Annotated in this window: 2 protein-coding genes; one reads left to right on the top strand and one right to left on the bottom strand. The window is 51.8% G+C overall.

The genetic code is table 11. From position 1 onward, the window contains the following. On the top strand, window positions 1-2133 hold a 2133-nt coding region (locus tag BQ17_RS03250), incomplete at its 5' end, for a hypothetical protein (protein ID WP_218068047.1). Between the two features lie 331 nt (window positions 2134-2464). On the opposite strand, the gene BQ17_RS03255 is transcribed toward BQ17_RS03250, so the two are convergent. After that, window positions 2465-2659: a hypothetical protein gene (locus tag BQ17_RS03255; protein WP_089724275.1), complete on the bottom strand. Its 195-nt coding sequence runs from the start codon at window positions 2657-2659 to the stop codon at window positions 2465-2467. Between the last annotated feature and the right edge of the window lie 155 nt (window positions 2660-2814).

Below are 2814 nucleotides of genomic sequence, written 5' to 3' on the forward strand. Positions count from 1 at the left end.
GGCAGCGGAGAGATGACCGTTCGAACCGATGACCTTTGGATTGAAGGCACTATTCTTACCCAGGGCGGGGACATCCGTATGGAAGACAACCCGACAAAGGATTTTGGTTTTTTCCAAATCGGTCCCGAAGGCCGGATAGAAACGGGCGGCGGAGAGATGACCGTTCGAACCGATGACCTTTCGATTGAAGGTGATATTCTTACCCAGGGTGGGGGCATCCACATAGAAGACAACCCGACAAACGATTTTGGTTTTTTCCAAATCGGTGCCGAAGGTCGGATAGAAACGGGCGGTGGAGGGATGTCCGTTCGAACTGAAAATCTTTTGATGGAAGGCGTTATTCTTACCCAGGGTGGGGACATCCGCATGGAAGATAAGCCGACAAAGGATTTTGGTTTTTTCCAAATCGGTACCGAAGGCCGGATATGGACGAGCGGTGGAGACGTGACCGTTCGAACCGAAGGTTATTTAATCGAAGGCGTTGTTGTTACCAATGGTGGGAACATCCGTATAGAAGACAACCCGATAAACGACGCTGGTTTTTTCCAAATCGGTACCGGAGGCCAGATATGGACGGGTGGTGGAGACGTGACCGTTCGAACCGAAGGTTATTTAATCGAAGGCGTTGTTGTTACCGGTGGTGGGGACATCCGTATAGAAGACAATCCCGCGAATGCGGATAACCTGGCCTCTGAAATCAAGTCGGACGACTGGGGATCACTCGATGCGGGAAGCGGAGACATTACCCTGACGGAAGATACTCGATTAGGGTTATACGATCATGCAGTCCGTGCGGACGGCAATATCGCCATAACCGCTTCGATTATTGATTTTGGTGGGGAAATCGATACCCCTCAGATTATCGCCGCAAGTGAAGATAAAGTCATGATATCAGGTACGACCTCTTCCGATCCCTTTATCCTGATTTCTGGCCAACAACCTGCTTTCCTTGGGGGAATTGTTTCAGAGCCAGTTCCCGATCAATATGCCGTAGCGGGGGAAAACTTTTCAGCCTATACGACGCCCATGCTCCAGTTTTGGATGGCCGGTTCGGATGGGCCCGGGTCTCCTCCGGGTGAAGCCACGCTGGGGGAATTGATGCTTACCGTCAGTGGGTTACCGGCCGGAGTGTCCTACGCGAATAATGGAAATGGCACGGTCACCTTATCCGGTACTCCGACCCAATCCGGAAGCTTTACCATCAGAGTAGTAGCCAATGTCAGTGGAGGAAATGTGGCGGTATCGGAATTCACCCAGGAATTCACAATGTTTGTTGCGCCGCCCCCGGTTTCTCCATCGGCTGAGACCACTCAGTCTTCCTCCTCACCATCGGCTACCGGGACCACCCAAACTTCCCTCTCGCCATCGGCCGGGGCTACTCAGCCCGCTGCTTCTCCGGCGGCTGCCGGGGCTGCTCAAGCCTCTTCTCATCACCAATCAGAATTGCCTAATCTTCCTCTGGTAGATCCCAGCATCGCAGGCGGGAAATCAAGGAATCACACCGTCGTCGGGCCGAAACCCGGGGGGAAAGCCAAACCGTCCACCCATGCCTGGCAATATTTGTATTCCTATGGGGGTGAAGAGCCGGGGTATGCCACCTATTCTTATGTCTTGGTGGGGAGGGGTGAAGCCAATGAGAAAGCCACCTCATTGTATTATGAGCTGGTAAAGGCAATTCATGGGTCAACTATAAGTGCAACGAGTCTTGGAGGGGTTGGAGGGGGACATGTGTCTAAAAACCGTTTGAATTTGTTTCTGATACCGATAGGCAAACCCGATGGCTTCGAATATAATAAGCCGAACTATGAACTGTCTAAACTGTTGCTTACTGCTTTGTCAGTGGAATTGCCTTTGGATTTATCCCGGCCGGGGCCATACATTATTACCCTTTACCAGCCGATAAGTGCTGCAAATACCGGCAATACCGCTGATGTGCTCTATGTGGATTTGTCAGGCGTACACACCAAAGCAATTCCTGAGATCGTGCGTACATATAAGGGCATTGTAATGGAAGAAGAGATAACCGGGATTGAAAAATTAAAGTCATTACGCCTGTCATTGTTGAGTATCGCATTGCTTGCGCAAGACGCAATCGGGTTTGCCAAGACCGCTTATGGCCACCTTGCAAAATGACCTGCGTGGGGGACCAGCCGCAATGCCATTAAGTTAAGTCTTATAGGTCGGGTTAGGCGCGCCTGGCGGTGCGGGCGTGGGTACCCGAGTGCGAACGCGCCGTAACCGGACAGGTGGGTATCGGGTTACGGCGCGCGCCAAGCCTGTCACCCAAGAACCCACGTCGCAAGCGCCTAACCCGACCTACCACGGTCAGCAGCTAACTTAATGGCATTGGGACCAGCCGAGGGTAAACTTCCCCCGTCTGAAATGAATGCCCAGCGACGGGGGAGGCATGGGCCAGCGCAGCTTGTTTGACATTGAAAACCGGCTGCAGAGTAAAGGTCATCGATTAATCATTATTTTTCCCTATTTTACATTCCACTTTTTTGATCAGATAGTTGGTTGCAAGTGCTGAAACAAACCCGAGAACGGCAATCACCGTAGTGAGCGCCGTAATCTCCAATTCGGGATAGGTCAGTTTGGTAAGCATCGCATAAACCGCGATATAAGCAATAGTCAACAAATAGACTCGTTTCTTCTTCATCCTACCCTCCAGCCTGATCGGTTTCTGGTTCCCACGCAGCGCATGGGAACCAGAAAAATAAGCATGACTGATGACCACTTGGACCGGCAACTCGGCATTCAGGTTCTAGCCGCTAGCCAGAAGGGCCAACGAAATATCGGTGGTCCCGGGAGCCG

Source organism: Candidatus Thiosymbion oneisti (assembly GCF_900092655.1).
GTDB classification, from domain to species: Bacteria; Pseudomonadota; Gammaproteobacteria; order Chromatiales; family Chromatiaceae; genus Thiosymbion; species Thiosymbion oneisti.